This is a genomic window from Ectobacillus ponti, from assembly GCF_024294785.1.
GTDB classification, from domain to species: domain Bacteria; phylum Bacillota; class Bacilli; order Bacillales; family Bacillaceae_G; genus Ectobacillus; species Ectobacillus ponti.
On record NZ_JANCLT010000040.1, the window covers coordinates 1 to 1,246 of the forward strand.

A 1,246-nucleotide genomic window follows, 5' to 3' on the forward strand; every position below is an offset into this window, starting at 1 on the left:
AAAAAAGTATAAAACGACTAAGATATCTGAACACTAAAACTCTGGCTGCTACACCGATATCACTAGCAACTTCGCAAGTCGATTTCAACCCTTTCATCATCTTCCCATCTTCTTCTTCTTCCATGGAGCAACCAGTCACTACTGATCAAAGACACATCAGGTAGGCGGCGGCGGCGCCGACAACGGCCGGCAATGGAGGTAGATAGCGAGAGAGAGACCCCCCTCTCATGGTCATCATCTTTATCTTCTTCCTCAGGAAGATGCCTTCTCATACTTGAGCGGCTTGACAACCTCCCATGTGAAGTCGGGATCCTCGCGGCCGAAATGGCCGTACGCCGCGGTCTTGATGAACCGGTTGCCGCCCCTCTTGAGGTCGAGGTTGATGGTCATCATCCCGGGCCTGAAATCGAAGTTCTCCTTGACGATCTTGAGGATCTCCTTGTCGGGGATCTGGCCGGTGCCGTAGGAGTCGACGAACACGGAGAGCGGCTCGGGGACGCCGATGGCGTACGACACCTGCACGATGCAGCGGCGGGCGAGGCCGCTGGCGACGATGCTCTTGGCGGCCTGCCTGGCGATGTAGGCGCCGCTCCGGTCGACCTTGGTCGGGTCCTTGCCGGAGACGGCGCCGCCGCCGTGCGCGCCCCATCCGCCGTAGGTGTCGATGATGATCTTGCGGCCGGTGAGGCCGGCGTCGCCGTGGGGCCCGCCGATGACGAAGCGGCCCGAGGGGTTGAGGTGGAAGATGGTCTTCTCGTCGAGGTACTTGTCGGGGATGACCGGCTTGATGACGTGCTCCTTGAGGTCGGCGGCGATCTCGTCGTTGGTGACGGTCTCGTCGTGCTGGGTGGAGATGAGGACGGTGTGGACGCGGACGGGGACCATGGCGCCGGCGTCGTTGAGGTACTCGACGGTGACCTGGGTCTTGCCGTCGGGCCTGAGCCACGCGCAGGTGCCGTTCTTGCGGACCTCGGTGAGGCGGGCGCCGAGCTTGGTGGCGAGGACGTGGCTGAGGGGCATCAGCTCGGGGGTCTCGTCGGTGGCGTAGCCGAACATGTGGCCCTGGTCGCCGGCGCCGATCTCCTCGGGGCGCTTGGTGAAGTGGCCGTGCACCCCCTGCGCGATGTCGGGCGACTGCTGCTCGATGTTGACGAGCACCTTGCAGCGGTCGGCGTCGAGGCCGACGTCGTCGGACACGAAGCCGATGCCGCGGCAGGTGTCGCGGACGATCTTCTCGTAGTCGACG

1 protein-coding gene is annotated in these 1,246 nt (G+C 62.9%); it reads right to left on the bottom strand.

Annotation, left to right across the window (positions count from 1 at the left end):
- Nucleotides 1–252: 252 nt before the first annotated feature.
- Nucleotides 253–1,246 (bottom strand): methionine adenosyltransferase (metK, locus tag NK662_RS24460; protein WP_254761323.1); only part of this gene is annotated, 994 nt, incomplete at its 5' end.